At 67.2% G+C, this 24395-nt stretch carries 18 protein-coding genes, 1 pseudogene and 1 riboswitch; of the genes and pseudogenes, 11 read left to right on the forward strand and 8 right to left on the reverse strand.

Features of this window, described 5'->3' with window-relative positions; translation table 11 throughout:
- Positions 1-5: 5 nt before the first annotated feature.
- The 3 genes and pseudogenes from H3H39_RS24750 to H3H39_RS24760 form a co-directional block, all read left to right on the forward strand.
- Entirely contained in the window at positions 6-350 is a 345-nt protein-coding gene (locus tag H3H39_RS24750) for an NAD(P) transhydrogenase subunit alpha part 2 (RefSeq protein ID WP_182157063.1), read from the forward strand.
- Positions 347-1804 (forward strand): NAD(P)(+) transhydrogenase (Re/Si-specific) subunit beta, encoded by a 1458-nt coding sequence (locus tag H3H39_RS24755; protein ID WP_182157064.1) that lies wholly within the window; start codon positions 347-349, stop codon positions 1802-1804. Before H3H39_RS24750 ends, H3H39_RS24755 begins: the two co-directional genes overlap by 4 nt.
- 254 nt (positions 1805-2058) lie before the next feature.
- A pseudogene (locus tag H3H39_RS24760) lies at positions 2059-2502 on the forward strand (GNAT family N-acetyltransferase); the annotation flags it as partial.
- Between the two features lie 19 nt (positions 2503-2521).
- Here H3H39_RS24760 and H3H39_RS24765 read toward each other — a convergent pair.
- From H3H39_RS24765 to H3H39_RS24785, 5 genes are all read right to left on the reverse strand, one after another.
- Positions 2522-2848, reverse strand: a complete 327-nt coding sequence (locus H3H39_RS24765; protein WP_182157065.1) for a hypothetical protein — start codon at positions 2846-2848, stop codon at positions 2522-2524.
- Between the two features lie 41 nt (positions 2849-2889).
- A riboswitch (SAM-I-IV-variant riboswitch) is annotated at positions 2890-2993 on the reverse strand.
- A gap of 204 nt (positions 2994-3197) precedes the next feature.
- The gene (locus tag H3H39_RS24770) at positions 3198-4409 is read right to left on the reverse strand and encodes a UbiH/UbiF/VisC/COQ6 family ubiquinone biosynthesis hydroxylase (RefSeq protein WP_182157066.1); all 1212 of its coding nucleotides are present in this window, start codon (positions 4407-4409) and stop codon (positions 3198-3200) included.
- 54 nt (positions 4410-4463) lie between these two features.
- The gene (locus H3H39_RS24775) at positions 4464-5810 is read right to left on the reverse strand and encodes an aminopeptidase P N-terminal domain-containing protein (RefSeq protein WP_375540459.1); all 1347 of its coding nucleotides are present in this window, start codon (positions 5808-5810) and stop codon (positions 4464-4466) included.
- Entirely contained in the window at positions 5807-6526 is a 720-nt protein-coding gene (gene murU / locus H3H39_RS24780; protein WP_182157068.1) for an N-acetylmuramate alpha-1-phosphate uridylyltransferase MurU, read from the reverse strand. Before murU ends, H3H39_RS24775 begins: the two co-directional genes overlap by 4 nt.
- Before the next feature lie 61 nt (positions 6527-6587).
- A complete protein-coding gene (locus H3H39_RS24785; protein ID WP_182157069.1) occupies positions 6588-7655 on the reverse strand; it encodes an aminoglycoside phosphotransferase family protein in 1068 nt (355 codons plus the stop codon).
- A gap of 98 nt (positions 7656-7753) precedes the next feature.
- Between H3H39_RS24785 and H3H39_RS24790 the strand changes: the two genes are divergently transcribed.
- The 8 genes from H3H39_RS24790 to H3H39_RS24825 all read left to right on the forward strand — a co-directional run bounded on the left by H3H39_RS24790 (position 7754) and on the right by H3H39_RS24825 (position 21138).
- Positions 7754-9997: an LPS-assembly protein LptD gene (locus tag H3H39_RS24790; RefSeq protein ID WP_182157070.1), complete on the forward strand. Its 2244-nt coding sequence runs from the start codon at positions 7754-7756 to the stop codon at positions 9995-9997.
- Between the two features lie 56 nt (positions 9998-10053).
- Positions 10054-11475, forward strand: a complete 1422-nt coding sequence (locus tag H3H39_RS24795) for a peptidylprolyl isomerase (protein WP_229218263.1) — start codon at positions 10054-10056, stop codon at positions 11473-11475.
- Positions 11476-11479: 4 nt separating this feature from the next.
- On the forward strand, positions 11480-12601 hold the full coding sequence (pdxA, locus tag H3H39_RS24800; RefSeq protein WP_182157071.1) for a 4-hydroxythreonine-4-phosphate dehydrogenase PdxA: 1122 nt from the start codon (positions 11480-11482) through the stop codon (positions 12599-12601).
- Between the two features lie 14 nt (positions 12602-12615).
- Positions 12616-13395, forward strand: a complete 780-nt coding sequence (rsmA, locus tag H3H39_RS24805) for a 16S rRNA (adenine(1518)-N(6)/adenine(1519)-N(6))-dimethyltransferase RsmA (RefSeq protein WP_182157072.1) — start codon at positions 12616-12618, stop codon at positions 13393-13395.
- 188 nt (positions 13396-13583) lie between these two features.
- Complete coding sequence (locus H3H39_RS24810; protein WP_182157073.1) at positions 13584-15155, forward strand: c-type heme family protein; 1572 nt, start codon at positions 13584-13586, stop codon at positions 15153-15155.
- Between the two features lie 26 nt (positions 15156-15181).
- Positions 15182-18943 carry a response regulator gene (locus H3H39_RS24815; protein WP_182157074.1) on the forward strand — a complete coding sequence of 1254 codons (3762 nt, stop codon included), beginning with the start codon at positions 15182-15184 and terminating at the stop codon, positions 18941-18943.
- A gap of 4 nt (positions 18944-18947) precedes the next feature.
- Entirely contained in the window at positions 18948-19775 is an 828-nt protein-coding gene (locus tag H3H39_RS24820; RefSeq protein WP_182157075.1) for a CheR family methyltransferase, read from the forward strand.
- Complete coding sequence (locus H3H39_RS24825; RefSeq protein ID WP_182157076.1) at positions 19768-21138, forward strand: hybrid sensor histidine kinase/response regulator; 1371 nt, start codon at positions 19768-19770, stop codon at positions 21136-21138. The genes H3H39_RS24820 and H3H39_RS24825 overlap by 8 nt, the downstream gene beginning before the upstream one ends.
- A gap of 153 nt (positions 21139-21291) precedes the next feature.
- Here H3H39_RS24825 and H3H39_RS24830 read toward each other — a convergent pair whose 3' ends face one another.
- The 3 genes from H3H39_RS24830 to H3H39_RS24840 form a co-directional block, all read right to left on the reverse strand.
- The gene (locus H3H39_RS24830) at positions 21292-21891 is read right to left on the reverse strand and encodes a hypothetical protein (protein ID WP_182157077.1); all 600 of its coding nucleotides are present in this window, start codon (positions 21889-21891) and stop codon (positions 21292-21294) included.
- Between the two features lie 52 nt (positions 21892-21943).
- Entirely contained in the window at positions 21944-22570 is a 627-nt protein-coding gene (locus H3H39_RS24835) for a hypothetical protein (RefSeq protein WP_182157078.1), read from the reverse strand.
- A 212-nt stretch (positions 22571-22782) separates the two neighbouring features.
- On the reverse strand, positions 22783-24210 hold the full coding sequence (locus tag H3H39_RS24840) for a metallophosphoesterase family protein (protein ID WP_182157079.1): 1428 nt from the start codon (positions 24208-24210) through the stop codon (positions 22783-22785).
- Between the last annotated feature and the right edge of the window lie 185 nt (positions 24211-24395).

The raw sequence follows: 24395 nt of genomic DNA on the forward strand, positions 1-24395 counted from the left end.
AAATCATGGAAGTCAGTCACACCATCATCAATCTGATCATCTTCGTGTTGGCCATCTACGTCGGCTACCACGTGGTCTGGACCGTCACCCCGGCGCTGCATACGCCGCTGATGGCCGTCACCAATGCCGTTTCGGCCATCATCATCGTGGGCGCCATGCTGGCCGCCGCGCTCACCACCGGCCCGGTGGGCCAGATCGCCGGCACCGTGGCGGTGGCGCTGGCGGCCGTCAACGTGTTTGGCGGCTTCCTCGTCACCCAGCGCATGCTGGAGATGTTCAAGAAAAAAGAGCCCAAGGCGCAAGCGCCCAAGCACGCCCCCGCTGCCGTCGGTGAAGGGAGCAAAGCATGAATTTCATCACCATGAACCTGGTCACGATGATGTATCTGATCGCCTCGGTGTGCTTCATCCAGGCGCTCAAGGGACTGTCCTCGCCGGCCACGGCGCGCAAGGGTAATGTGTTCGGCATGTCGGGCATGGCGATCGCCGCCATCACCACGCTGGCGCTGATCCTCAAGCTCAAGGCCGAAGTGGAGCAGGGCGGCATGGGCTTCGCGCTGGTGGCGCTGGGCGTGGTGGTCGGCGGCGGCATCGGCGCCACGCTGGCCAAGAAGGTCGAGATGACCAAGATGCCGGAACTGGTCGCGGCGATGCACTCGCTGATCGGCCTGGCCGCCGTCTGTATCGCGGTGGCCGCCGTGTCGGAACCGCACGCCTTCGGCATCGCCGCCGTGGGCGAGGCGCTGCCGTTCGGTAACCGCATCGAACTGTTCATCGGCACCTTCGTGGGCGCCATCACCTTCTCCGGCTCCGTGATCGCGTTCGGCAAGCTGTCGGGCAAATACAAGTTCCGCCTGTTCCAGGGCGCGCCGGTGAGCTTCTCGGGCCAGCACATGCTGAACCTGATCCTGGCCATCGTGATGGTGGGCCTGGGCCTGGTGTTCGTCACCGCCGGCGGCACCGAGCCAGCCTGGATGCCGTTCGTGCTGATGACGGCCATCGCCTTCGTACTGGGTGTGCTGATCATCATCCCGATCGGCGGCGCCGACATGCCGGTGGTGGTGTCGATGCTGAACTCGTACTCGGGTTGGGCCGCGGCCGGTATCGGCTTCTCGCTCAATAACGCCATGCTGATCATCGCCGGTTCGCTGGTCGGTTCCTCGGGCGCGATCCTGTCCTACATCATGTGCAAGGCCATGAACCGCTCGTTCTTCAACGTGATCCTGGGCGGCTTCGGCGGCGACGCGGCGGCCGCTGGCCCGGCCGGCGCGCAGGAACAGCGTCCCGTCAAGTCCGGCTCGGCCGACGACGCGGCCTTCATCATGTCGAATGCGGAAACCGTGATCATCGTGCCTGGCTACGGCCTGGCCGTGGCGCGCGCCCAGCACTCGCTGAAGGAACTGGTCGAGAAGCTGACCCACAAGGGCGTGACGGTGAAGTACGCGATCCACCCGGTGGCCGGCCGTATGCCAGGCCACATGAACGTGCTGCTGGCCGAGGCGGAAGTGCCGTACGACCAGGTGTTCGAGATGGAAGACATCAACGGCGAATTCGGCCAGACCGACGTGGTGCTGGTGCTGGGCGCGAACGACGTGGTCAACCCCGCCGCCAAGGATCCCAAGTCGCCGATCGCCGGCATGCCGATCCTGGAGGCGTACAAGGCCAAGAGCATCATCGTCAACAAGCGGTCCATGGCTTCCGGCTATGCGGGCCTGGACAATGACCTGTTCTATCAGGCCAATACCATGATGGTGTTCGGCGATGCGAAGAAGGTCATCGAGGATATGGTGAAAGCGGTCGACTAAGCCGCGCCGCCGTTCCGAAAAGCCGCACCAGCCTCACGGCGGTGCGGCTTTTTTCTTGGCCGAAGTCCTGTGCCGCCGTGGCCCCAAGAAAATCGCGTGCCGTGGATCTTTTGAGAGCACCACATTTGTCCTATCTTTAGGCCCATTCCCATCAACCTAAAGTGCAAGGCAAACCCATGACCGTCAGATTGAATTCGTTTCAACAAGCAATTGGCACCGCTCTGCCAGATTGGCAAGGAGCACAACTTCCCGCGCTGGCAGTTCGGCCGCTCGCCGCCACCGACGAAGCGGCGTGGCGTGCGTTGTGGCGCGACTACCAGACGTTCTACCACACCGCACTGAGCGAGGAAATGTTCGCGACGACATGGGCGCGGCTTCTCGATGCCGCCGAGCCGATGTTCGTGCTCGGCGCCTTCGATGATGCGGGTCGCTTGCTCGGTATCGTGCACGCGATCTATCATCGCTCATGCTGGACGGCCGGACCGTATTGTTATCTGCAAGACCTGTACACGGCGGACGACGCGCGTGGACGTGGTGTTGGCCGCGCGCTGATCGAGGCCGTCTACGCGCAAGCGCGCGACGCTGGCGCGAGCCGCGTGTACTGGCTCACCCACGAAACCAATACGACTGCGCGCACGCTGTATGACCAGGTCGCGACGAACGCCGGATTCATCCAATATCGGAAGGATCTCGGTTGAAACAGATTCCGCGCTGGCTTCAGTGGCGTGCCGTGCCGCTATCAAAGTGCAGCATGTGCTCGACATGCACTTTGATCTGGCCGGTCAGGCCCGCGAACTCCTTGCGCAGCGCGCGCGCCGATTCGTCATCAATGCCCTCGACGACGATGCAATGCTCGTAACAGCCGCCACGGCGCACGATCACCCATTTCTCGATGCGCGCCTGGGCGCGTTTCAACGCCGATTCCACTTCGCCGGCGACAGGTTCATTTGTGCCCAGCAAGAGATGAAACGTATGCGTCATGCGGAATTGGCTGCGCCATGCGCTGGTATCGTTGGAGGGGGAGTGGGACGTTTGCGTGCTCATGGTGACTCCAGAAAGCTTGGCCCGATTCGGAGCAATCCATGTCGCGCCCGCTTCGTTGCCGTTAATAGGCCGCATCGCCGTAAAGGCTTCCACCTTGCCCGGGTAGGCAGGTTGGCGTCGGTTCAACCGACTCTTGATGCAAATTCGCTGATGACCAGACTTCGTTGCGGAAGTCCGATATACAGAACTTCAGTTCAATATAACGGAATTTCGGTTTGGGGGCAATAGGCCGCGGGCACGATGAACAAACCAATAACATTGCCATCGTTTTCGAGGCGCGATGTGGGAACCGGCCCCGCGATTGGCCCCACGGTTGGCCCTGCGTTTCGCTGTTTGCTACTGCTGTTAGCTAGCGCCGCCCGTACATCATCAGTTCCGCCAGCACGCTGCGGGCGGGGCGGAACAGGTCGATGGCGGCCAGCGAGATGCCCAGCAGGGCTTGCGCCGGCGTGTCGTTGGCGAAGATGCGGGCCATGGTGTCCGTCAGGCGCATGGTCGTGCTGCGGTCGGCGTGGCGCTGGGCCGTGTAGCGCGCCAGGTTGTCCGGCGTGGCGGCCGGCGCCAGCAGGTGCGCCAGCACGGCCACGTCGCGCAGGCCCAGATTGAGCCCCTGGCCCGCCACCGGGTGCATGGTCTGGGCCGCGTTGCCGATGGCGACTGAGCGCGCCGTGCTGCGCGCGTCCGCGTTCAATCCCAGCGGGAAGCCCAGGCGCGGGGTGGCGGCCACGAATTTGCCGAGCCGATCGCCGAAGGCTGCGCCCAGTTGTGCCAGGAAGGTGGCGTCGTCCAGTGCCAGCAGCGCTTGCGCCTGGTCGGGGCGCGCGCACCACACGAGCGAATATTCGGCCTGGCCATCGCGGCTGTCCTGCGGCAGCAGTGCCAGCGGACCCTGTTCCGTGAAGCGCTCGTAGGCGCGGTGGGCGATGGGCGCGCTGGTGCGCACCTGGGCGATGATGGCCGTCTGCTCGTAATCGCGCCGCACGGATTTGCTTTCCTGGTCGCTGAACAGGCCACCCTCGGCCTGCACCATGATGGCGGCGCTCAGGGTGCGCGCGTCCTGCTCGCCTTCGTGCAGGATGTGCAGGTCGATGCGGTCCTCGTGTTCCACGCTGCCCGTCACGCGCGCGGGGCGCAGCGTGCGGATACCGGCCCGTTCGCACACGGCCCCCAGCACCGTCACCAGATCGCCATAGCGCGTCACGTAGCCCAGCGCGGGCACGCCGTGTTCTTCGCGGTCGATCAGGCTGCGGCCGAACTGGCCCCGGCGCGATACGTGGATCTGGTGAATCGGGGTGCCGATCACGGGCCATGCGCCGGTTTGCTCCAGGATCTGGCGGCTGCCGTAGGACAGGGCCAGCGAGCGCGGATCGTTGCTGGCCTGGGCCAATGTCTTGGCGTCGATCAGGCCGATGCGCTGCGGCGCCATGCCGCGCTTGACCAGCAATGCGGCCAGTGCCATGCCGGCCGGGCCAGCGCCGCAGATGGCGATGTCGAGATCGGTGGTGGGGGCTGCGGTGGTCGCGCTGGTCGCGGGATGGAGTGTGGCGATGCTTGGATTCATGGTGCCTGTGTTGGTGCCTGTGTTGGTGCGTCGTTGGTGCCTGTTGGGTGCCGGTTAGGGGGCCTGTTGCATCAGGTGTTCGATATCGGCCACCGATTTAGGGGCGGCGGCGCTGATGATGGTATGGCCGGTCGGGGTGACGATCACGTCATCCTCGATGCGGATGCCGGTATTCCAGAACTGTTCCGGCACGCCCTCGGCGGGACGCACGTAGATGCCCGGTTCCACTGTCAGCACCATGCCCGCCTGTAGTGGGCGCGAGGGTTTGTCCGGCGCGCCCACGTCGCGGTATTGGCCCACGTCGTGCACGTCCATGCCCAGCCAGTGGCCGGTGCCGTGCATGTAGAACGGCAGGTAGCTCTTGTTGGCGATCACGTCGGCCACGCCGCCGGTCTTGTTCTGGTCCAGCAGGCCCAGGTCCAGCATGCCCTGCGCCAGCACTTGCAGCGCGGCGTCGTGAATGGCCGTGTAGCGGTGGCCCGGCTTGATGGCGTGCAGCGCGGCCGCCTGCGCCGCCAGTACCAGTTCGTACAAGGCCCGCTGCGGCGCCGTAAAGCGGCCGTTGACGGGATAGGTGCGGGTGATGTCGGAGGCGTAGCCATCGAGCTCGCAGCCGGCGTCGATCAGCAGCAGGTCGCCGTCGTGGCAGGGCGCGTTGTTGGCGCTGTAGTGCAGTACACAGGAATTGGCGCCGCTGGCCACGATGGAGCTGTAGGCCGGATGCTGGGCGCCGCTACGGCGGAATTCGTACAGCAGTTCCGCTTCGATTTCGTATTCATGCATGCCAGGGCGGGTGGCGCGCATGGCGCGCGCGTGGGCGCGGCCGGAGATGGCGGCGGCGCGGCGCATGATGGCCAGTTCGCCGTCGTCCTTGAGCAGGCGCATCTCGTCCAGCAGCGGCAGCAAGTCGTGGGCGGCGGCGGGCGCCGTCACGCCCAGGCGGGCCTGGCGCCGCACGGCGGCCAGCCAGCGCCGCACGCGCGCGTCCAGTTCGGCATCGTTGCCCAGCGCGTAGTACAGGGCCGGGGCGTTGGCCAGCAGTTGTTCCATCTGCGCGTCCAGCGCGTCAATCGGGAAGGTGGCGTCGAAGCCGAACGCGGTCAGCGCCGCTTCCGGACCGTGGCGGAAGCCGTCCCAGATTTCCCGTTCCGCGTTCTTCTCGCGGCAGAACAGGATGGAGCGGGCCGGCGCGTCGCCGCGCGCGGCCACCAGTACCACCACGCTCTCCGGTTCCGTGAAGCCGCTCAGGTAGTAGAAATAGCTGTCGTGGCGGTAGGGATAATCGCTGTCGGCGTTGCGTGCCACTTCCTGCGCCGTGGGCAGCACGGCCACGGCGCCGGGCGCCATTTCCGCCATTTGCGCCAGCAGGCGGGCGCGCCGCGCGGCGCAGGCGCTGGTCACTTGGCCGCTCCGTTGCGTACGGGGGTGTTCAGCGCTTCCAGCTGGGCGATGGTGCCCACGTTGTGCCATTCGCCTTCGTACACTTCGCCGCCCACCTGGCCCCGCTCGATGTATTGGCGCAGCAGTGGACCCAGCTTGGCGTGGCTGCCCGCTTCGATGCCGTCGAAGATCTCGGGCCGGTAGACGCCGATATTGCCGAAGGTCCAGCGCGGATCGCCATCGTTGGTGACCGAGTACATGGTCAGGCCGAAGTCGCCCTCGGGGTGGAATGGCGGGTTCTTGACCAGGTACAGCCAGGCCACGTCGCGCTTGTCGGCCGGATAGGGGTTGCCCCACATGTCGGCGTCGTGCAGCACGTCCTTGACTTCTTCAAAATCGAAGTAGGGGCAGTAGATGTCGCCCGAGATGGCCAGGAATGGTTGATCGCCCAGCAGGTGGCGGGCGGCGGCCACGCCGCCGGCCGTCTCCAGTGCCGTGGCTTCGGGCGAGTAGGCGATGCGGGCGCCGTACTGGCTGCCGTCGCCCAGCGTCTGTTCGATCTGGTCGCCCAGGTGGGCGTGGTTGATGACGATGTCGGTGATGCCGGCGCGCACCAGGTTGAGGATGTGCCAGACGATCAGCGGCCGGCCGCGCACGGTCAGCAGCGGCTTGGGGCAGGTGTCGGTCAGGGGGCGCATCCGCTCGCCGCGGCCGGCGGCGAAGATCATGGCTTTCATGGAGGGCTTTCGTGGCTGGGCGGGCGCCGGCGTGGCCGGCCTCCGCCGTCAGCGTATCAACTTAGAAGGTGTAGCCGACCTGCGGCTGCTTGTTTTCCAGCGTGTCGAGCAGACGCACCAGGGGCTTGAGGTCCTTGTAGCGGTTGGCCGTCTTGCGCACGTAATCCATCACGGTGGGCAGGTCGGCCAGGTAACCGGCCTTGCCGTCGCGGTAGTTCAGGCGGCAGAACAGGCCCAGGATCTTCAGGTGGCGCTGCAGGCCCATGTACTCGAAGTCCTTGTAGAAAGCGTCGATATCCTTGTTGACGGGCAGGCCCACGGCCTTGGCGTGCTGCCAGTAGCGGATCGCCCAGTCCAGCACCAGTTCCTCGTCCCACTGCACGTAGGCGTCGCGCAGCAGCGAGGCCACGTCGTAGGTGATGGGGCCGTACACGGCGTCCTGGAAGTCGAGGATGCCGGGGTTGCCCGCGTCGATGCGCATCAGGTTGCGCGAATGATAGTCGCGGTGCATGAACACCTGCTGCTGGGCCAATGCACGGGCCAGGATGGCGTCGAACACTTTCTGCAGTTCGGCCGCCTGGGCTTCCGTCAGCGTGGCGCCCAGGTGCTTGCCGATGTACCACTCGGGGAACAGATTCATCTCGCGCAGCATGAAGGCGCGGTCGAATTCCGGCAGCACGCCGGGCTGGCTGCTTTGCTGGATCTTGACCAGGGCTTCCAGCGCTTCCGCGTACAGGGTGGAAGCATTGTCGTGATCCAGTTCGCTCAGGTAGGTGGCGTTGCCCAGGTCCGACAGCAGCAGCAAGCCCCGTTCCGCGTCCTGTGCCACGATGGCCGGCACCGACACCCCGGCTTCGGCCAGCAAGCCTTGCACCTTGATAAAGGCCGGCACGTTCTCGCGCTCGGGCGGGGCATCCATCACGATCAGGGTGGCGCCGTGCGCGCCCTGCCGGGCCGGCAGCACGTCGACCCGGAAGTAGCGACGGAAGCTGGCGTCGGCCGAGGCGGGGCGCACCGTGTCCACCCGCACCAGGTCGAGGGGGGCGAGCCACTCCTTGAGCATGGCCAGGCGCGCGTCGGCGGCGGGGGAGGGGGTGGAATCGGATGATTGATTTGATAATAAAGACATGAAGCGGACGGTGGAAACCGGTAATAGCTGAAGATTCCCATATAATAAGGGATTCATTTCAAAAAATCGCCTGTCATGGTGTTTAGTCGCTACCTTTCATGAGCTGGTTCCTGGCCCCTTACCCCTCGCAACGCTGGGCATATGCCTTGTCCGCCCTCGTCACCGTGGCGGCGTTGCCGGTCCACGCCCTGGCCCAGACCCAGGTCCCGGCCAAACCGCGGCCACCCCGGGTGGACGACCCGAACGCCCCCACCACCATCCAGGCCGAGGACATCAGCGGCCGCCCCGAACGCGAGCTGAACCTGGCACGCGACGTGGAACTGGTCAAGGGCAAGACGCGCGTCAAGGCCGACACGGCCTGCTACCGCCAGGTGGAGGACGAGGTGGAAGCGGAGGGCCATGTGCGTATCTGGCGCTTTGGCGACTATTTCACGGGCGATGAACTGAAACTCAATCTGGACACGGGCGTGGGCTATATGCAGCACCCCACCTACCAGATGGAATTGAATCATGCCCAAGGCAAGGCGCAGCGCGTCAACTTCCTCAACGAGGATGAGGCGCTGGTGATCGACGGCACCTACAGCACCTGCCAGGGGCCGAACCCTGACTGGTATTTGAAGGCCAGCCGCCTCAATCTCGATTCCGGGCGCGACGTGGGCACGGCCGGCCAGACCATCGTCTATTTCAAGGACGTGCCCATCCTCGGCACGCCGGCCCTGTCGTTCTCGCTGTCGGGCGCGCGCCGCTCCGGCTGGCTGCCGCCCATGCCCGGTTTCGGCTCCAAGGGCGCGGCCGAACTGACGGTGCCGTACTACGTCAACATCGCGCCCAACCGCGACTTGACGCTGTACCCGAAAATCATTCCGCGGCGCGGCTTCCAGCTGGGCGCCAACGGCCGTTACATCGGCGAGACGGAGGCCGGCACCTACCGCGGCGAGACTTATCTGGAGCTGCTGCCGCACGATAAGCAGACCCAGACCGACCGCTGGACCATCAAGTCCACCCATGAACAGGACCTGGCCAAGGATTGGTCCTACGGCTGGAGCGTGCGCGCCGCCTCGGACGACAACTACCCGAACGATTTTTCCAAGACGGTGGCCGGCAGCGCCGAGCGCCAGCTGCTGCGCGAGCTGCGCAGCGACTACCATGGCGAATACTGGCGCCTGACGGCCCGCGTCCAGAAATACCAGGTGCTGCAGGATCCCGATTCCATCACGGACCCGAGTCTGTTCGTGTCGCGCCCGTATGACCGGCTGCCGTCGCTGAATTTCCACGCGGGCCGCTACGACGTGGCCGGCTTCGACTGGGAGTTCGACAGCGAACTGACGCGCTTCTGGCATCCGACGGAATTGCGCGGCACGCGGCTGGTGGCCATTCCGCAGATCAGCTATCCCATCATCGGGCCCAGCTTCTTCGTCACGCCCAAGCTGATGCTCAACGCCAGCACGTATCAGCTGGACGCGCACGATACCGACCCGGCCCGCGACCTGTCGCGCAGTGTGCCCACCTTCTCGCTCGATTCGGGCCTGGTGTTCGAGCGCGAGGCCAAGCTGTTCGGCCGCGCCACCACGCAAACGCTGGAGCCGCGCCTGTTCTACGTGAACACGCCGTACCGCGACCAGTCGGCCCTGCCTACCTTTGACACGGCCGCCGCCACCTTCAACTTCAGCCAGCTGTTCAGCGAGAACCGCTTCATTGGTTCGGACCGTATCGGCGACGCCAACCAGCTGACGGCCGCGCTGGTGTCGCGCTTCCTGGAATCGTCCGGCGCCGAGCGCTTGCGCCTGGCGTTCGGCCAGCGCTTCTATTTCCGCGACCAGAAGGTGCAGCTGGACGCTTCCACCCCCAGCAACGACAGCCGCTCCGACATGCTGCTGGCGGCCAGCGGCCGGATTTCCGACACCTGGGGTTTCGACAGCGCCGTGCAGTACAACCCCAGCCAGCACCAGACCGTCAGTTCCAACTACGCCATCCAGTGGCAGCCGGGCCAGAAGAAGGTGCTCAACCTGGGCTACCGCTACCTGCGCGACAGCTTCAAGAATGCCGACCTGTCGAGCCAGTGGCCGGTGTCGCAGCGCTGGTATGGCGTGGGCCGGGTCAGCTACTCGCTGCTCAACAAGAAGGTGCTGGAATCGCTGGTGGGACTGGAATACAACGGCGACTGCTGGGTGTTCCGCATGGGCGCCCAACGTTTCGTGACGACCGCCAAAAACGTCTCCACCCCCATCTTCTTCCAGCTGGAACTGAATGGCCTGTCCAAGCTGGGCGTGGGCAATCCGCTGGAAGCGATGAAGAACAGCATCCCCGGCTACCAGCGTTTGAATGAGGGCTTTGGCCGCTAAGCGTGTGGCCCGCCCGTTTACATTTTTTTACCCCTGACACATGAGCGTTCTCCATTATGCGTAAAGCCAGTATGCACCACACGAAGATCGCAGCGCTGTTGCTGTGCGCCGCCGCCACCTCGGGCTGCAGCATGTTCTCGAGCAAAAAAACGCCGGCCCCCGCGCCCGCCCCCGTCGCCGCGGCCCCGGCCGCGCCGGCCGCCGCCGCAACCGCCACCGCCGCCGCGCCCAAGGCCAGCAGCACCACGCCGATCGATTCCATCGTCGTCGTCGTCAACGATGACGTCATCACGCGCCAGGAACTGACGGCCCGCATCCAGGCCGTGACCCAGCGCATGAAGGCGCAGAACGTGGCCCTGCCCGATGCGGCCGACCTGCGCCACCAGATCCTGGAACGCATGATCGTGGAGCGGGCCCAGATGCAGATGGCCAAGGAATTCGGCGTGCGCGTCGATGACACCATGCTCGACCGCGCCATCGGCCGCATCGCCGAGCAGCAGAAGATGACGGTGCAGGAACTGCGCAACCAGATGGAAAAGGATGGCACTACCTTCGCCGCCTTCCGCGAGGAGATCCGCGAGGAGATCATCATGCAGCGCCTGCGCGAGCATGAGGTGGACGCCAAGATCCAGATCTCGGACGCCGAGGTGGACAGCTATTTGGCCGCCGAGAAGGCCGCCGCCGCCGAGCAGGTGGAACTGAACCTGTCGCAGATCATGGTCCGCATTCCCGAGAACGCGACGCCGGAAGTGATCGCGGCCCGCCGCGAGCGCGCCGAGCAGGTGATGCGCCAGCTGCGCACCGGCGCCGACTTCGCCAAGATGGCCGCCTCGTTCTCGGACGCCAGCGACGCCCTCAAGGGTGGCGAGATCGGCTGGCGTAACACGGACCGCCTGCCCGAGCTGTTCACTGAAGCGCTGGTCAAGCTCAAGGCCGGCCAGGTCACGCCCATCATCAAGAGCGCCGGTGGCTTCCACATCCTGAAGGTGGTGGACCGCCGCAGCGTGGCCGATGGCCAGGCCGCCGCCGCCGTCCAGCAGACCCACGCGCGCCACATCCTGATCAAGGTCACCCCGACCATGAGCGCCTACGACGCCAAGCGCAAGCTGCTGGAACTGAAGGAACGTCTCGACAACAAGGCCGCCAAGTTCGAGGACCTGGCGCGCCTGGTGTCCAACGACGGCTCGGCCGCCAAGGGGGGCGACCTCGGTTGGCTGTACCCGGGCGACACGGTGCCCGAGTTCGAAGCGGCCATGAACGCCCTCAAGCCGGGCGAAGTGAGCCAGCCGGTCGAATCGAGCTTCGGCTACCACCTGATCGAAGTGCTGGAGCGTAAGAGCGACGACGTGTCCAAGGAGCGCCAGCGCAACGCGGCCCGCCAGGCCATCCGCGAGCGCAAGCTGGCCGAGGCCGTGGAGGATTGGCAGCGCGAAGTGCGCGACCGCGCCTACGTCGAATTCCGCGACGAAGCCAAGTAAGCCCATGGCCACCACCCTGAGCATATCGCTGCCAGCCACGCCGGCCGCCGTGCCGGCGCGCCGTCCCGGCGTGCGCCCGGCGCTCGGCGTCACGGTGGGTGAACCGGCCGGCATCGGTCCGGAAATCGCCATCCGCGCCGCCTGGGCGCGCCGCCATGAGGTCAACTGCGTGCTGCTGGGCGACGCGGCCTACCTGGCCATGCTGGCCGGCGAGATCGATCCCGCCATCCGGCTGTCGTCGCTGTCGCTGCAAGCGGTGCGCAACGGCGGCCTGCCCCATTTCGGCGCCGAGCGCCTGAGCGTGATCGACGTGCCGCTGGAAGCCCACGTCCACCCCGGTGTGCTGGACAAGAACAACGGCCGCGCCGTGCTGGCCACGCTGGACGCGGCCATCGAAGGCGTCAAGACCGGCTGGTTTGAAGCCATCGTCACGGCGCCGCTGCAAAAGAGCACCATCAACGACGCCGGCATTGCATTTTCCGGCCACACGGAATACTTCGCCGCCCGGACGGCAACATCCCAAGTGGTGATGATGCTGGCCGGCCAGCCGCAAGGCGTGGCCGGCGTGCCACCGCTGCGGGTGGCGTTGGCCACCACCCACTTGCCGCTCAAGGACGTGGCCGGCGCGCTGAGCCAGGATGGCCTGGCGCGCATCCTCGACATCATCGGCCACGACCTGCGCGTCAAATGCGGCATCGCCGCGCCGCGCATCCTGGTCACGGGCCTGAACCCGCACGCGGGCGAGGGCGGCTACCTGGGGCGCGAGGAAATCGAGATCATCGAACCGGCCATCGCGGCCGCGCGCGCGCGCGGGCTGGACGTGACGGGCCCCTATCCGGCCGACACCCTGTTCCAGCCCAAGTACCTGGAACGGGCCGACTGCGTGCTGGCCATGTACCACGACCAGGGCTTGCCGGTGCTGAAGTACGCCACCTTCGGCCACGGCGTCAACATCACCCTGGGCTTGCCGCTGATCCGCACCTCGGTCGACCATGGCACGGCGCTGGACCTGGCCGCGCAAGGCGTGGGCCGGGCCGACTGCGGCAGCATGGAGGCGGCCATCGACAGCGCGCTGCGGATGGCCGAGGCCAGCCGCGCGGCCGGCTATCCCCCTTATCACCCATAACAAGAAGAATCCGCATGAAACACGTCGCCCGCAAACGCTTCGGCCAGAATTTTTTACACGACCAGCACGTGCTGGGTTCCATCACGGACGCCATCGACCCCGCTCCCGGCGATGCCATGGTGGAGATCGGCCCCGGCCTGGCCGCCATGACGGAGCAGCTGATGCGCACCGTGACCCACATGCATGTGGTGGAACTGGACCGCGACCTGGTGGCGCGGCTGGAAAAAACCTATAGCCGGGCCAAGCTCACCATCCACGCGGGCGACGCGCTCAAGTTCGATTTTTCCACCATCCCGGTGCCGCCCGGCCAGAAGCTGCGCGTGGTGGGCAACCTGCCGTACAACATCTCCAGCCCGCTGCTGTTCCACCTGGCCCAGTTCGCGCCGCTGGTGCAGGACCAGCACTTCATGCTGCAAAAGGAAGTGGTGGAGCGCATGGTGGCTGAACCGGGCAGCAAGACCTATGGCCGGCTGTCCGTGATGCTGCAGTGGCGCTACCAGATGTCGCTGCTGTTCGTGGTGCCGCCGGAAGCGTTCGACCCGCCGCCCAAGGTCGATTCGGCCATCGTGCGCATGGTCCCCGTGGCGAATCCGCTGCCGTGCGACCAGGCCACGCTGGAAGCGGTGGTGCTGAAAGCGTTCTCGCAGCGGCGCAAAGTGATCCGCAACTGCCTGGCCGGCATGTTCACGGAGGAGCAGATCGTGGCCGCCGGCATCACGCCCACCGACCGGCCCGAAGCGGTCGGCCTGGCCCAGTACGTGGCGCTGGCCAACCTGCTCAAGCCGGCCGCGTAAGACAAGCACAATCGCAGGCGAAATCGGGGCCAGGCCCCGATCAAACCGGACGGCGGCGCCGTCCAGGACAGCGCCGCCGTGCGGCGCGTCCGCAACAACGGCCCCCACCGTCCCCACGGCGGTACACGCCGGGCGGCAATTAAGCTATGCTGGCAGCAACGGATACCACGCCGACGCGACCAGCCATCATGACCACAGCGGCCCCCCGCTCCCTCTTCTGGAAATTGTTCCTGCCCGTAGGCGCCGCGCTGGGCCTGTGCGCGCTGGCCGCCGCCATCGTGGTGCCGCGCTACATCGCCCGCAACGCCGAGCAGGAAGCCGTCAGCGCCGCGCGCGAGACGGCGCGCCAGTTCACGCTGCTGCGCCAGTACTACACGGCCAACGTGGTGGCCAAGGTGATGAGCCATCCCGGCCTGCGGGTGGGCAGCGACCATCTGGACCAGCCGGACACCATTCCGCTGCCCGTCACCATGGTGCTGGAACTGGGCGAACTGCTGCGCGACTCGGGCGTCAACCTCAAGCTGTACAGTCCCTATCCCTTCCCCAACCGGGCCCAGCGTGTGCTCGACAGCTTCGGCGAGGATGCCTGGGCCTATTTCCAGCACCATCCCGACCAGGCCTACACCCGCACCGAGCAACTGGGCAACGCCACCGTGGTGCGGGTGGCGCTGGCCGACAAGATGATCGCCCAGTCCTGCATCGACTGCCATAACAGCCTGCCCTCCAGTCCCCGCACCAACTGGAAGCTGGGCGATGTGCGCGGCGTGCTGGAAGTCGATTCCAGCCTGCAGCTGGAGACGGGCCGGCGCGCCATTTATGCCGTGCTGGCCACGCTGGCCGCCTTGCTGCTGCTGGCCGGGCTGTTCCTGTGGCTGTTCTACCAGCGTGCCGTCGCCGGCCCGCTGGACCAGGCGCTGGCGGCGATCGACACGCTCACCGCGTCCAGCGACGCCAAGGTGGCGGCGGCCCAGGCCATCGCGGCCGGCGACCTGGATCGGGAACCGGCCCGGGTGCCGGCGCTGGCGCTGCAGGGGGCCGCGCCAGGCAACGATGAATTGGGCAGCTTGCTGCGCTCCGTGCAGCGCAACCTGGAACTGCAACGGGCGCTCGATGGCGCATTCGACGCCATGCTGGTGTCGCTGCGGGCCGGCCGGCTGCGCGACAGGGAACGCGACTGGCTGAAGACCAGCCAGAACGAATTGAGCGAAGCCATGCGGGGCAACTACAGCACAGCCGAACTGGCCGACCGCGTGCTGCGTTACCTGGCCCAGCGGCTGGGCGCCGGGATGGGGGCCTTGTACCTGGTGGCGGCCGCCGATGGCGCGCTGGAGCGGGTCGCCACCTACGCGCTATTGAGCCGGCACGACGCGCCGGCCCGGCTGGCGCCCGGCCATGGGCTGGCGTGGCAAGCCTTGCGTGAACGGCGCATGCTGTGCCTGGACCCGGTGCCGGCCGAATACATGGCCATCGGCTCGGCGCTGGGCGCGGCCCGGCCCACGGTGCTCACCTTATGGCCGCTGTGGCATGGCGATACGGTCGTGGGGGTGGTGGAGCTGGGCGCGTTCCGGCCTTGCACGGCGCTGGAACAGGAATTGATGGTGCTGGTGCGCGAAGCGTGCGCGCTGTGCTTCAGCATGCAGCAGGCGCACCAGCATACGGAACAGCTGCTGCGCCAGGCCAGCGTGCCGCGCGGTGGCCAACCACCGGACCAGTGGGACGCATCCGGCGCGGCGCGGCCTCACCTGTCGGACGGCGGCTAGTGGATGGCTCATCTCGAGGAGTGACCTTGTTAACACCGTTTCTGGGCCGCCTGATGTTGCGGCAAAAATTCCTGCTGCTGGCGCTGCTGGGCTGCGTCACGGTGGCCATCCCCACCGCCCTGTTCCTGAACGAGGCCAGCAAGACCATCGCCATCGCGCAGCAGGAAGCGGACGGCATTGCGCCGGCGCGCGCGCTGCTGACGGTGGTGCGGCTGGTGCAGCAGCATCGCGGCCTGGCATCCATGGCGCTGGCGGGCGACGCGCCATCACGCGCGCCGGCCATGGCCAAGCTGCGCGAGACCGACCAGGCGTTCGCCCAGATGGAGCGCCACATCCAGCACTTAGATGACCGCGAGCTCAGCGCGGCCTGGTTCCGCGTGCTGGAGCAATGGAGCGCGCTGTCGGCCCAGGATGCCCAGGGCGCGCTGACGGCGGCCGACAGCTATGCGCGCCACAGCGCCCTGATCGAGCAGCTGTTCCGGCTGCACGAAAACGTGATCGACCATGCCGGCCTGCGGCTGGACCCGGAACCGGATTCCTATTTCCTGATCGATGCGCTGCTGGTGCGCGCGCCCGTGCTGCGCGAAACCCTGGGCCAGTTGCGCGGCGCCGGCGGCGCCATGCTGGTGCGGGGCGCGGCCGACATGAACGATCGCATCGTGATCGCCTCGCGCGCCGACCGCGCCGACGATTATTACCACACCATCGACGACGCGCTGGCCATCGCGCTGACCCACAACGGCGCGTTGCGCACCCGGCTGGCCGACTTGATGCGCGCCAGCCGCGCCAAGGGCGAACAGGCGCTGCGGCTGGCGCGCGAGCAGATCGTCCAGCCGCTCCGGCTCGATTACGGAGCGGTGGCTTACTACCGCCAGTTGAGCGACACCATCGACACCCAGCACCGGCTGGCCGAAGCGGGGCTGGACGCGCTGCAGCAAGTGCTGGCCGCGCGCGTGGCCAGCCAGTACCAGACCGAGGCCGTGCTGGTGAGCGCCGTGCTGCTGTTGTGCGTGCTGGCCGTGGCGCTGGGCCATGTCATCATCCGTTCCGTGACCCGGCCGCTGGGCCAGGCGCTGGATGCGGCCCGCGTGCTGACGGCCGGCGCCAGCGACAAGATCGAGGCGGCCGGCGCCATCGCGCGCGGCGACCTGGAACGGCGGCTGACCGTGACGCCGTTGCCGGCCATCGTGCTGGCGGCTGTGGCGCACGACGAGGTGGGCGAGCTGCAACGCGCCGTGATGCGCATGGGCCAGGTGCAAAGCACGCTGGACCAGGCTTTCCTGACCATGCTGGACGCGCTGCGCGCCAGCCGCTTCCAGGGCGAACAGCGCGACTGGATGATGCTGGGCCAGAACGAGCTCAATTTGCGCATGCGCGGCGAGCTTGAGACGGCCGTGCTGGCCGACCGCGTGCTGTCCTACCTGTGCCAGCGCATCGGCGCCGGCGCCGGCGCGTTCTACCTGTACGACGAGGCCAGCGCGCGGCTGTGCCGCGTGGCCGGCTACGGCTTGCCGGCGGACGATGGCGAGCCGGCCCCGCTGGCGCTGGGCGAAGGCGTGCTGGGACAGGCCGTGCTGGAGCGGCGCACCATGGTGCTGGACCAGGTGCCGCCCGGCTATCTGACCATCGCCTCCGCGCTGGGCCGGGCCGCCCCCGCCAGCGTGGTGCTGCTGCCGTTGCTGCACGGCGCCAACGTGGTGGGCGCGCTGGAGGCCGGCGCCTTCCGTTCCTACAGCGAAGCGGAACTGGCGTGGCTGGAACTGGTGCGCGAAAGCGTGGCGATCGGCTTCGACGTAAGCCTGTCGCGCCAGCGCACGCGCACGCTGCTGGCCGAGACGGAGCGCCAGGCCGAAGAACTGCGCATGCAGCAGGAGGAACTCCAGCAAAGCAACGAGGAACTGGAGGAAAGGGCGGAACTGCTGGAACGCCAGCGCGAGCAGATTCGCGCCAAGAACGCGGAAGTGGAGCAGGCCAGCCGCGAGATCTGGGACAAGGCCGAGGAACTGCAGCGCATCAGCGCCTACAAGAGCGAATTCCTGGCCAATATGTCGCACGAACTGCGCACCCCGCTCAACAGCATGCTGATCCTGTCTGGCCTGTTGCGCGATAACCGGCCCGGCAACCTGACGCCCGAACAGACCGAATACGCGAGCACCATCCACGCGGCCGGCAAGGACTTGCTCAACCTGATCAACGACATCCTCGACCTGGCCAAGGTGGAGGCGGGCCAGGTCGATTGCCACTACGAGGATGGCGCGCCGGCCGAGCTGCTGGCCTCGCTCGATGGGCTGTTCCGTTCGACCGCCGAGCAGAAGGGCTTGCGGCTGTCCATGGCGCTGGACCCGGCCGTGCCACCCCGCTTGCGGCTGGACTGGCGGCACACGGCGCAAGTGCTGCGCAACCTGCTGGGCAACGCCATCAAGTTCACGGCCCACGGCGAAGTGGCGCTGCGGCTGTCCGTGGCGCCGGCCCAGGAAGGCCGGCCGCCGATGCTGGCCTGCACCGTCAGCGATACCGGCATCGGTGTGGCCGAAGACCAGCAACAATTGATTTTTGAAGCGTTCCGCCAGGCTGACGGCGGCATTTCGCGCCACTATGGCGGCACCGGCCTGGGGCTGTCGATCTCGCTGCAACTGGCGGCCCGGCTGGGCGGCAGCCTGTCCCTGCACAGCGTGCTGGGGCAGGGCAGCACCTTCACACTGCTGCTGCCGCTGCAGGCGGCCCACGACGCGGCGGACGGTTCCGCCAGCGCGATGGAGCACGCCACCCCGGTCGCCGCCGGCGACGCGGCCGCTCCCGTGACCGCCCGAGCCGGCGCCGGCGCCAACGCCAACGCCAACGCCAGCGCCCCTCTCTCCAACGTCGCCAACGCCGCCGGCGGCCCCGCCGCATCATCCGCCGCCCCTGCCGCCGCCGCGCCATTGGCGCTGCCCGGCGCGGCCGGTGCCGCGCAGCCTGACCGCGCCGCGCCCTGGCATGTGCTGGTGCTGGAAGACCGGCCGGCCGCCGCCAGCAGCTTGTGCAGCCAGCTGGCCATGCGCGGCATCGCCGCCATGGGCGCGCGCGGTGCGGCCGAAGCGCAAGCGGTGCTGGCGCGCCAGCGCGTCGGCTGCCTGGTGCTGGACCTGGACCTGGAACTGGCCGGCATGCCGGCGCTGGAACTGCTGGAGCAGGTGCAGCGCCAGGCGGGCCAGCCGCTGCCCGTGGTGCTGCATTCGGCCCGCGAGCTAAACCCCGAACTGCAGCGCGGCCTGCGCCAGCATGCTGACAGCATCGTGCTGCGCGGCGAGCGCAGCGCCGACCGTTTGGCCGACGAAGTGGCGCTGTGCCTGCACGCGGCGGTGCATCGCCAGGCCGCGGCAGTGGCGAGCGCCAACCGCGGCGCCGTCGCGGCCCTGCCGGATGAGGCGCCGTTCGAAGGCCGCAAGATGCTGATCGTGGACGATGACATGCGCAACGTGTTCTCCCTCACCAGCCTGTTGGCGGACAAGGGCGCTGTGGTGGTGGAGGCGGAAAACGGCAAGGAAGCCCTGCGCCAGCTGGAACAGCATCCGGACGTGTGCGTGGTACTGATGGACATCATGATGCCGGAAATGGATGGCTACGAAGCCATGAAGGCGATCCGCGCCCAGCCCCGCTACCGCGCGCTGCCGCTGATCGCCATGACGGCCAAGGCCATGCAGGGCGACAGCGAGAAATGCCTGGCGGCCGGCGCCAGCGACTACATCGCCAAGCCGCTGGACACGGTCAAGCTGCTGTCGTTGCTGCGGGTCTGGACCCAGGGCTGACACGATGCGGACCGACCATATCGAAGACGTGGAAATCGGCCTGCTGCTGGAGGGCGTGCGGCAGGTGTACGGCCACGATTTCCGCCAATACGCGCAGTCCTCGCTCAAGCGCCGTTTGCGGCTATGGCTGGCCGGCACCGGTTGCGCCACCTTCTCCCAGGCCCAGGACCGGCTGCTGCGCGAGCCGGCGCTGTTCGCCACGCTGCTGCAGGGGATCACGGTGCATGTGACGGACATGTTCCGCGACCCGCCCTTTTTCCTGGCCCTGCGGCGCCAGGTGCTGCCGTTTCTTCAGACCTACCCGTTCGTCAAGATCTGGCTGGCCGGCTGCGCCAGCGGCGAGGAAGTGTACGCGCTGGCCATCCTGCTGCACGAGGCGGGCATGCGGGGCCGCTACCGGCTGTATGCGACGGATTTGAGCGAAACGGTGCTGCAGCGGGCGCGCGAAGGCATCTATCCGCTGCGCCAGTTGCAGGCCTTCACCCGCAACTACCAGCATAGCGGCGGCACGGCCCAATTCGCCGACTACTACACGGCGCGTTACGAGCATGCTATCGTCATGTCTGGGCTGAAGGAAAACCTGGTGTTCGCCCAGCATAATCTGGTGACGGACACCGATATCGGGGAGATGCATATGGTCATCTGCCGTAACGTGATGATCTACTTCCAGGCCGCCCTCAAGGAGCGCTGCCTGGCGCTGTTCGACGGCTGTCTGCAGCCGGGTGGCTTCCTGTGCCTGGGCATGAAGGAAGGCCTGGACGGGCGCGCCATCGCGCCCCGCTACGACGCGCTGGCGCCGGGCCTGCGCATTTACCGGAAGCGCTATGTGTAGCGGCACCATTCGTCCGCTGCCCGACGGCGCCGTCGCTGGCATAGGCGGCCCGCTGCCGGTGCCGGTGCTGCTGGTGGACGACCGGCGCGAGAACCTGGCCGCGCTGGCGGCCCTGCTGGCGGACTTCGACCTGGGGCTGGAACTGGTGTGCGCCGAATCGGGCAACGAGGCGCTGCGTTTGAGCCTGCGCCACGAATTCGCGCTGGTGCTGATGGACGTGCAGATGCCGGACATGAACGGCATGGAAACGGCCACCCTGCTGCGGGCCAATCCCAAGACGCGGCAACTGCCGATCGTGTTCGTGACGGCCGGCATGGCCGAGCAGCCGCACCAGTTCGCCGGCTACGAGCTGGGCGCCGTCGATTACCTGATCAAGCCCATCGAGCCGGTCGTCTTGCGCAGCAAGGTCACCGTGTTCTGCGAGCTGTACCGCCACCGGCGCTACCAGGAAGCGCTGGTGGCCGAGCGCACGGCCGAGCTGTCGGCGCTGGCCCGTGAACTGGGCGAGGAAGTGCGCGCGCGCCGCGCCGCCGAGCAGACCTTGCTTCAGTTGAACGAGGAACTGGAGCAGCGCATCGACCTGCGCACGGGCGAGCTGCGGCGCGCCATGGAACAGATCGTGGAATCGGAAAAACTGGCCTCGCTGGGCGGCATCGTGGCCGGCGTGGCGCACGAACTGAACACGCCGCTGGGCAACATCATGCTGGTGGCCACCGCGCTCGACGAGCGCTTCGGCGCCTTCGCCCAGACCGTGCAGGATGGCCAGCTGACCCGCAGCGTGCTGGCCAAGGCCGTGGCCGATTTTCGTGAAGCGAGCGCGCTGCTGCTGCGCAGCGCCGGGCGCGCCAGTGAGCTGATCGAAAGCTTCAAGGCCGTGGCCGTGGACCAGACCAGCGCCCGCCGGCGCATATTTGACGTGCGCGCCACCGTCACCGATATCCTCAACAGCCTGGGAACGAGCTTGCGCCATGCCCAGGTGCGCACCGTGGTGCAGATCCCCGACGGCATACGGATGGACAGTTATCCGGGGGCGCTGGAACAGGTGATCAGCAATTTGATCAGCAATTCCATCATCCATGGCTTCGACGGCAAGGGGGGCGAGATCGTGATCGACGGGCGCCAGCTGGGCGCCAAGGTGGAGCTGGAATACCGCGACAACGGGGTGGGCATTGCCCCCGAGCTGCAGCACAAGGTGTTCGAGCCGTTCTACACCACGCGGCTGGGGCAGGGCGGCTCCGGGCTGGGCATGTTCATCGTCCACAACCTCACCCATGGCACGCTCAGGGGCGAGATCCGCATCCACAGCCAGCTGGGGGCCGGGGTGGCGGTGACGCTGACCTTGCCGGCCGTGGCGCCGGCCTGAGCGCCGGCGCGCGGACAAAAAAAAGCCCGCTCATCGGAGCGGGCTAAATCCAATTCTTCTTAGGGAGTTGGAGGAGACAGGTGCAGTATGCTGCGGCGCGGCATATAAGGCAAATTTATCTTTCCAATATCCACTATTCTTAAATCAAATAACTCAAGGCGTGCACGTCACCAGCACATTGCTGACGGGTTTGTCGTGCATGATGCCGGTGCCATTTTCTACGGTGCAGGTCTGGTTGGCGGGTTGCGTGAGGACGGTCACGCCGAAGGCGCTGCCATCGAATACGTTGCCCAGCTGGAAACCGACGGGGATGGTGGGGTCGCTACCGGGCACGATTTGACCGGTGGTCGCGCCGGCGCCGTTGATCAACACCAGGCCGGTGCCCTTCAATCCCTTGACGCTGCCGCTCAGCGGGTAGCTGTTCTGGGTGCACTGCACGGTCACCAGGATGGTGCTGGTGTGGCCGGCCGAACCGCTGCCGTTGAACACCTGGCAGCTCATGTGGTCGGGCGGGGTCTGTTGCACCACGTTGTAATTGTCACCATAGGCGACGCGCTGCGAGAACTTGAACTCGGTGGCGTTGGCTGGCACGGGCAGCAAGTCGCTGCCGTTGGCCAGCACCAGGCCGGAGTTGGTCAGTGGGCCGGCCGTGCTGATCACGCCGGCCACGTCGAACATGGCTTTGCCGCCGCAGCCGGCCAGCGCCAGGGCCAGCGTCAGCGCCGCGGTGGCGCGCAGGGTCGATACTTTCATGGGGTTCTCCAAATAGTGGGGCAAGGTGGCGCCGCGCACGGCGCCGCCAATATTATTTGCTGCAGCTGACGTCCAGCGTGCTGACTGGGGCGGCCGGCATCACGGCGGCCGGGCTGTTGACCACGCACTTGACGGTGGGGTTGCCATTGTCATCGGTTGGCTGGGCCAGCACGGTCACGCCGTAGTTGCTGCCGTTCGGTACTTGCGTCGGGAAGGTGAAACTGACCGGGTCGCCAGCGGTGGCCGGCGCCGATACCGGCACGGTCTGGCTGCCGTTGGCCAGCACCAGGCCCTTGCCCACCAGGCCGCGCACCGTGCCGCCCAGGCTGTAGGTGGTGGAGTGGCAGGTGACGATGGCCTGGCGTACGGTGTAGATGTTGGCCTTGCCCTTGTTGTTCTGGATGATCGTATCGCAGGTGGCCAGCTTGGGGTCGGGCTGCGCCTGGTACTCGATGTCGAACGAGGCGTCGTTGGCCACCAGGTCGGGGAAGGTGAACGTGGTGTAGCCGGTGTCCGCCGTGACGGCGATGGTCGAGGCGCCGTTCTTCAGTACCAGGCCGGGTTTGCTCAGGCCGACGATGGTGCCGCCCAGTTGCAGGCTGCCGGAGCCGCCGCCGCAGCCGGCCAGGGTGGCGCCGCACAGCACGGCCAGGCCGGCACGCAGATACAAACTTTTCATAAACACACTCTCCAAATCGAATAGGGGCAAGGGCGGCATGCCGGGACGCGGCCGCGGCGCTTGGGCGCCGGCGCGCATCGCTGTGCGTCGCGTCGTACGCAACGCAGTGCGCATACTACACGCGCGGGCCATATTTTAGTGCATTTGGTAACAGCGGCGGCCAAACCCTTGTAACAGCCTGTGTCCGGGGGCGACCTGTTGGCCCAGCCGCGTCAATGCACCCGCGTGTGCTGGCACACGGAGCGCCTGCCCCGCACCTGGCAGGTATTGCGCACGGCGCCGTGCAAGTCATGCACCTGCACTTCCCAACTGTCCGGGCCGCGCCGCTCCATGGTCATGAAGCCGAAGCCATCGATCCAGGCGCTCAGTTGTTCCACCACGGCGCCCGGCGCCGGGCTGACGCCGGGCGGCAGCGGGTCGGGAATCGGCACGATGTCCTCGGCCGTGCCGGAAAACCCGGAGATGAACTGGCTGGGATGGCCGCTGCTGAAGCTGACCTGCTGCCACAGGTGGACGTGGCCCGACAGCACCAGCTCCACATTGTCGGGAAAGAGGCGCGGGTTGATGGCGCCAAAGCTCTGGATCAGCCCCGCATCGCCCAGCAGCAGACGGGGCTTGCCCGCGTCCTTCAAATCGGCGCCGATGCCCAGCAGCGGATGGTGTTCCACGGCGATCGTGTGGCGCGCGCGGCGCGCCAGCGGTTCCAGCTTGCGGTAAGTGTCCTGGTAGTGCGCCAGGCCCGGCTCGCCGGGCTTGAAACCGCGCCAGGTGGTGCTGGCCGTGTCGAACACCAGTAGTTGGCTGTCGTCGCCCAGCGGCACCGCGTAGGGATCGCTGTAGTCGCCCTGGTCGTCGTTGGACGGGGCATCGCAGTCGCGGCCCGCCAGCAGCGGACGGGGATCGAGGAAGCGCCACCAGCCCTGGCCGCCCCGGGTGCAGCTTTCGTGGTTGCCGCGCGCCACCACCCATGGCGCCGCCCCCAGCAGCGCGGCGCCGGGCTGGAACAGGTCGGCCCGCCAGGCATCCCAGCCATAGCCCCAGGGGCTGCCGGCGCAGCCCTGGTCGCCGGCCGGGCACGGGTTCTCGCGGTAGTGGAAGTCGCCCACGTGGATCACCAGGTCGGGCCGCCACGCGGCGGCGGCGGCGGCCACGGTCGCGAACGGATATTGCGCCGCATCGTTACAGGCCTGGAAGCTGTCCTCTTTCTTGAGCAGGCGGCAGCCCGTGTCGCCCAGCACCACGATGCGGCGCGGCTCGGCCTGCGGCAGTGGCAGCGACCGTCCCAGCACGCTGGCGCTGGCCAGCCCGGCCGGCAGCGCCGCCTCGCACACGCGCACGTCGAACACGGACGGCTTGGACAGTTCCGGCGGCGACGCGGTGGGGCGCTGGGCGATGGTGGCCGGCGCGGCGCGCAGCGTCATGGGGCTGGCCACGCCGTCGCGCACGATGGCGGGGCAGGCCGGCGCCTCGGTGAGCACGCGCGCCACGGCCGCGCCGTCCTCGCCCAGCACGACGAAGGACGTGAACGGCGCTTCCACGCCCGCCGGTGGTACGGTGGCGCAGGCGGACAGCAACAACGCGGCGACGGGGATGGCAAGGATGGCCGGTGCGGCAGCCAGGCGGGGGACGGTGAACGGCACGGCAACTCCTGAACGGTGGAGGCTTAATTTACCACGCCGGCAGGGGCGGGCACACTGTGGGGGGGTGTCCCTATGTCGTTCGTCAAGCAGTTGTGACGGAGGCAGGACAATAAAGTGTGCCGTCTCGCATCATGGCGTAGATGACATCGCAGCGCCGCCTGGCGAGAGCAATTAGCGCTTGGTTG

Origin of the sequence: Rugamonas apoptosis, from assembly GCF_014042355.1 — a bacterium.
Taxonomy (GTDB): Bacteria; Pseudomonadota; Gammaproteobacteria; order Burkholderiales; family Burkholderiaceae_D; genus Rugamonas; species Rugamonas apoptosis.